This is a genomic window from Haliscomenobacter sp., from assembly GCF_040403615.1.
Lineage (GTDB): Bacteria > Bacteroidota > Bacteroidia > Chitinophagales > Saprospiraceae > Haliscomenobacter.
In genome coordinates this window covers 1-6367 of record NZ_JBBAKG010000185.1, presented here as the reverse complement: position 1 = coordinate 6367, position 6367 = coordinate 1, and the positions used below count along the sequence as shown (strand labels likewise).

General features: G+C 46.0%; 4 protein-coding genes. 3 read left to right on the top strand and 1 reads right to left on the bottom strand.

What is annotated here, in order from left to right; genetic code table 11:
- The 3 genes from ABW391_RS28155 to ABW391_RS28145 form a co-directional block, all read left to right on the top strand.
- Positions 1 to 1763 (top strand): T9SS type A sorting domain-containing protein (locus tag ABW391_RS28155; RefSeq protein WP_353485241.1); only part of this gene is annotated, 1763 nt, incomplete at its 5' end.
- A 192-nt stretch (positions 1764 to 1955) separates the two neighbouring features.
- Positions 1956 to 4382 (top strand): TonB-dependent receptor, encoded by a 2427-nt coding sequence (locus ABW391_RS28150; RefSeq protein WP_353485240.1) that lies wholly within the window; start codon positions 1956 to 1958, stop codon positions 4380 to 4382.
- A 155-nt stretch (positions 4383 to 4537) separates the two neighbouring features.
- Complete coding sequence (locus ABW391_RS28145) at positions 4538 to 5137, top strand: Uma2 family endonuclease (RefSeq protein WP_353485239.1); 600 nt, start codon at positions 4538 to 4540, stop codon at positions 5135 to 5137.
- Between the two features lie 472 nt (positions 5138 to 5609).
- On the opposite strand, the gene ABW391_RS28140 is transcribed toward ABW391_RS28145, so the two are convergent.
- Positions 5610 to 6367: hypothetical protein (locus ABW391_RS28140; protein ID WP_353485238.1), on the bottom strand; the 758-nt coding region annotated here is incomplete at its 5' end.

Sequence of the window (6367 nt, the reverse complement as noted above, 5' to 3'; positions counted from 1 at the left end):
CAACTGTTCACTTTGCGCCGAATTTCGCTGTCCACTTTGCGCCGTTTTATGCACTATCAGATGGCTGCTTTTTTGTTTCCAAAAATTTCATTACAATTTTCCGTTCTGAGGCACCAAATGGAGGCCGCGTGCAAATGCCCAATGGCTTAACTACGCGGTATACTTGCCCCGGCGACGGCAAGGCGGATGTGGTACGCTTTGACTCCTTAGGAACCAAAGGTAGCCAATACCGCTACATCATCACGGATGATAAAAACAACATTTTGGCCACACCTGGTGGTGATATGGCTGATTTAGAAGGTGCTGGCGAAGGTATCTGCCGCGTTTGGGGTGTTGCGTTTAATGGTAAGTTCCTGGCAAAAGCAGGACAAAATGCGGCCACAACAGCTTTGGCTACGGGTTGTTTCGACCTATCAGACAACTTCATCGAAACGATTCGCTTCAAGCCAAACGGCGGCCGGGTACAAATGCCAAATGGTATGACCACGCGTTACACTTGCCCCGGGGACGGCAAAGCGGATGTAGTAAGATTCGATTCGGTGGGCGCATCGCGTTCAAAGTATGCCTACATCATTACCGATGACAAGAACATGATTTTGGGGCTACCCGCAGGCGATATGGTGAATTTAGAAGGAGCTGGAGAAGGGCTTTGCCGGGTTTGGGGTGTTGCATACACGGGTAATTTCACCGGAAAAGTTGGAGACAATGCGGCTACTGCAGCGCTGTCTGACGAATGTTTCGACCTGTCGGACAACTTCATCGAAACGATCCGATTCAAACCAAACGGTGGCCGGGTACAAATGCCAAATGGACTGACTACACGTTATACTTGCCCCGGCGACGGCAAAGCTGACGTGGTAAGATTCGACTCAGTAGGTGCATCGCGTTCAAAGTACGCCTACATCATTACCGATGACAAGAACATGATTTTGGGGCTACCCGCAGGCGATATGGTGAATTTAGAAGGAGCTGGAGAAGGGCTTTGCCGGGTTTGGGGTGTTGCATACACGGGTAATTTCACCGGAAAAGTTGGAGACAATGCGGCTACTGCAGCGCTGTCTGACGAATGTTTTGATCTGTCGGACAACTTCATCGAAACGATTCGTTTCAAACCAAACGGTGGCCGGGTGACTACTACAAACAACCTGACCGAGATAATCACCATAGCCGGGGATAAAATTGCAGATACCATTCGGTTTGCTTCAACTGGGGCAAGTCGCTCGCTGTTCCGTTACGTAGTGACCGATTCCGATAATGTCATTTTGGGACTTCCTCCTGGGAACATTGTAGACTTTGAAGGAGCCGGGGTAGGTGTTTGTCGGGTTTGGGGACTTTCTTATACAGGTACTTTGGCATTAAAGGCTGGAGATGACATTGACCTCAAAGCTGCATCAGACGACTGTTTTGCTTTCTCAACCAATTTTGTCAAAGTAACCCGGAATGCACCTGCGCCATTAAATTCAGCTCCAGAATTAGCGAATTTTGGGACTGCGGCTCGTGTATCCAATGGAAAACTTTTCGCCACTCCCAATCCATTCCGCGAAGCCATTAACCTGAATGTAGATTGGAGTACGGAAACCACCGAAGCAAACATCATTGTTCGTGACTTAACCGGACGAGTCATTAACACGATTCGCACTACGCTATACAATGGCCAGAACACTGTGGTAATAGATGCCAACAATTGGCCATTGGGAATCCTGACCTTGACCCTTTATTCTAAGTCGGAGGTAATTTCTACCAAGATTGTGAAAGTCAATTAAAGGATATCGACAGTTTTCAATAGAACACCTTTTAGGCGTGTTGTTGAGGTTTTACCTTGGCAACACGCTTTTTGTTTTATTCTATTCATTATCATAGTGATAAAAAAATTACCTAAAATCAGAACATTTCTTTCAGTTGCTAGTTTAGTATTTGTTATGAAAACACAGTAAATAACTATTAAAAAATTATAAATGGAAGTTTTACCCGCAACACGACTGTTTTACAACTGGCTAGGGCTATTCTTGATGATGCCTTTCGGTCTTTTTGCCCAAAATGGCATCATTAAAGGGAAAATCAGTGACAAAATCAGCAATGAAGCCATCCCTTTTGCCAACGTCTTGGTACTCGGCACCGACTTTGGCGCCACAACTGATGAAAACGGACTGTACGAAATCACCGGACTTACACCAGGCTTGTACAACATCCGGGCATCTTTTGTCGGGTACGAGGATGCTACGGCCTTTGAAATTCAGGTCACCAACAGCAAACCCGCTACGGCAGATTTTGCACTGGCCAGCAGTTCCCAAAAACTGGATGAAGTGGTGATCAAAGCGCCCCCATTCAAAAAAACGGATGAAAGTCCGGTGTCCTTGCGCACCATTGGCGTAGCCGAAATCCAGCGCAACCCCGGAGGCAACCGCGTCATTTCCAAAGTAGTACAAACCTTGCCCGGAGTGACCATTACCCCCTCTTTCCGCAACGACCTCATCATTCGGGGTGGTGCTCCAAATGAAAACCGCTTTTTTTTGGACGACGTGGAAGTACCGAACATCAATCACTTCGCTACCCAAGGCGCTTCGGGTGGTCCGGTGGGTTTGATCAACGTCAATTTCATCAATGAAGTCGATTTTTTCAGTGGCGCTTTTCCGGCCAATCGGGGCAACGCGGTCAGTTCAGTGTTCAACTTTCGGCAGCGCGATGGCCGCGATGATCGCATCGGAGGAACTTTTATGGTGAGTGCTACCGACATCGGTTTGACTTTGGAAGGCCCAATTGGCGACAAAACCACTTTCCTCCTTTCCGCCCGGCGTTCTTATTTGCAATTTTTGTTCAAAATTTTTGAACTGCCTTTTTTGCCCATTTACAACGATTTTCAAGCCAAAGTCAAAATCAAACTGGACAAAAAGAACGAACTCACTTTCATCGGTTTAGGGGCCTACGACCAGTTTGAACTCAATCTGGAGGCAAATGACACCGAAGAACAACAATCCATCCTGGCTCGATTGCCCGAAAACCCGCAGTGGAATTACACCAATGGTCTGGTGTACAAACACTACCGTCCCAATGGCTACTATACCGTAGTACTCAGCCGCAGCATGTTGGACAACAAAGCCATCAAGTATTTCCAAAACGATAAGAGTACCCGGGATAACCTGATCCTGGACTACCAATCCCAGGAGATTGAAAACAAGTTACGCCTGGAAAACACCGTGCGGGCAGGAGATTTTCGCCTCAATTATGGGGTAGGTTACGAGTTTGTGCGCTACAACAACCGCACCTTCAACCGGATTTTTACTTCCGCAGGCGCACAAACCATCAATTACAGCAGCGCCTTCAACTTTAGCAAGTACAACGTGTTTGGCCAAATCAGCCGCAAGTTTGTCGACAATCGCCTGAGCCTTTCGGCTGGGATTCGCGCGGATGCCAACAGCTATTCGGAGGAAATGTCCAATTTGCTGGAGCAGTTGTCGCCAAGGTTTTCGGCATCGTACAGTTTGAGCAAAAACCTTGCCCTCAATTTCAACGCAGGGATTTTTTACCAATTGCCACCTTACACCATCCTGGGTTACCAAGAAAGAGGCGCGTTCATCAACAAAAACAACGGCATCCAATACATCCGCAACAATCAATTGGTGGCAGGACTGGAATTCAATACCAACAACAATGCCCGAATCACCGTGGAAGGGTTTTACAAAGGCTACGCCAATTATCCCTTTTTGCTGCGCGATAGTTTGACCCTGGCCAACCTGGGTGGCGACTTTGGGGTAGTGGGCAACGAACCCGCGATTCCCCGCTCCAAGGGACGCAGCTATGGACTGGAGTTTTTGTTCCAACAACGCTTGTTCAAAGGTTTTTACGGCATCTTGGCCTATACCCTGGGTTGGAGTGAATTTGAGGACAAAAACGCGGTACTACTGCCTTCCTCCTGGGATGCCCGCCACATCGTAAACCTGACTTTGGGCAAAAAGCTAAAGAAAAACTGGGAAATTGGCCTCAATTGGCGCTTCCAAACGGGCTTGCCACGCACCCCATTTTCCAGTAATTCCTCCTTGGTCGCCAACTGGGACGTCAATGGCCGGGGGATTCCCGATTACAATCAGTTGAATACCGAGCGCAGCGAAGCCATCAATTTCCTCGATTTCCGGGTGGATAAAAAATGGTTCTTCCCCAAATGGAGCCTCAATTTGTATTTAGACATCGAAAACATGTTCAGCGCCTCCGTTTCCAGCCCTGAGCTTTTCCTCGATCGTCCCTTGGATGCCGATAACCGCCCCATTGGTTCTGGCGTCATTCTGAATCCCGATGCTGCGGTAGGAGAGCAACGTTACAAAACCAAAGTTTTGGACAACGGCACCGGAAGGGCGATCCCAAGTATTGGATTGATGATTGAATGGTAAAGAAAGATCGACGTGCTTCGTACACATCCTTGGCCGGAGCGCTGAGAAAAAAAGATCGAACCAGCTCTCCGCTGGCGTGAAAGGCTTGCGCCAGCGGGGAGTTTTTATCTTTGACAAAGTAAGTTAAAATGGCTATTTTTGTACAAAAAAATACAATGACTGCCACGTCCAGCAAGTTTGAAGGATTTGTCGCGCTCGCATTTCCAGAAAGAGGGATGAGTGATGAGGCGTTTTTTGAATTTTGCCAGTTAAACCCGGAATTAAAAATAGAACGCAACTCCCTGGGAGAAATCATCATTATGTCACCAACAGGAACTAAAACTGGAGGATGGAACTCCGAATTCAATATAGAGTTAGGAATTTGGAACAGAACCTACAAACTTGGAAAAACCTTCGATTCTTCCACTGGTTTCAAACTGCCCAATGGAGCCACCTACGGGCCCGATGCCGCCTGGGTTCCTCATGAAAAATGGAATGCACTCACGCTCAATGAGCAAGAAGGATTTGCCCCAATTGTACCTGATTTCATCGCCGAAATTCGCTCCAAGAGTGACCAGTTGAAGCCCATCCAAGAAAAAATTGCCGAGTTTATGGAGTATGGTTGCCAACTCGCCTGGCTGATTGATCCCATTTTGCAAAAAACGACGGTGTATCAAGCAGATGGCAAGGAAGTAGATGTACCTTTTGATCAGGCTTTGAGTGGTGAGGGTGTTTTACCCGGTTTTGGAGTGATTCTGGCTGATCTATTCCAATAGGCCAGAGCCCGCGGGCACAAGCCACTATTTCTTCCCCTCCAGCTTCTCGACCCGCTCTTCCAATCGCTGCACGGCCTCTTTCAGCAATCTAATCTCCGTCTGCAATTCCTCCTGCGGTAGCTCACTTCAAAACTCATGTATTCGAAACTCTTAACTCAAAAGAGACTTGCACCAAAATCCACTGCCAAATCCGAATCCACGTAAATAATTTCCTTAAAATGAGACCAGCTCAATTGTCTCGACAGCGTAGAGACAATCTGCTGGCCATATTCCGCCCGCTCGCCTTGAAGCACATCCTTTTCCAATGCTCCAGTATGAGGGTGTTAAGCCAACATAAATGAAGATCAAATATGTTAATCACTCACACATTATGCAGTACGCTGTATTTGGGTCGTTTCAAACGAAAAATTTCTAAGAATGTGCTGAGCAGTTGAACCGCTATTGAATTTTGTTCCCGTACTAAGTTTAAGCGCTAATCGTTTTTTGGTAACTCCTCGGTAGGAGGAGGAGGGCTAGATTCTAGGGTTTTGTCCAATTCTTGCAGATTCTTGATTTTTTCTCTTGGAACAAACACTACTGTCCTCAATTTGCTATAGGCGTCAGTTTCATATTCAATCACCAATTGAAACAATGCTTTTTTATTGGCAATAAAATTGAAAATCTGGGTCGTACGATTTTCTTTTTTTGTTTCATCTTTTGGCCTAGTCATGCTATAGGCCCTAGGGTTTGACTTTAAAATGACTTGTGCTTGGGCCAAACCTGCTTTTGCATCTTTAAAGCTTTGAAGATTAATGAATTGATTGGCTAAACTATCAGTGATTTTTTCTTTAGTGGCATTGACCACAGTCCAAGCTGATTTGCTGTAGTTTCTATTGCGTTGCAAATGAATGCCACTACCCCAAATGGATGCTTTTGCTTGCGCATTGGCCTCGATAATTGGAGTACAATTTGTAAAAAAAAAGCCAGTGGAAATGCTACCAAATTTTTGGATTGAAGATTGATCTTTGATGTTATATTCCAAAAATAATTGTGAACGATAGGATTCTAAATTTGCTTGAAAACATTCACCTAAATATTGATTTCTTAATGCATCTTGCTGCTCGTAAGTCAGTTTGTTTTCGATGGTAACAGCCTTTTGCTCAAGACAAGTACAAACTACTTGTCCCAATTCAATTAGGGCAGGTTTGATATCGCTATTCTTTGAACTTTTGCCGTAAAGCGACATGTGAA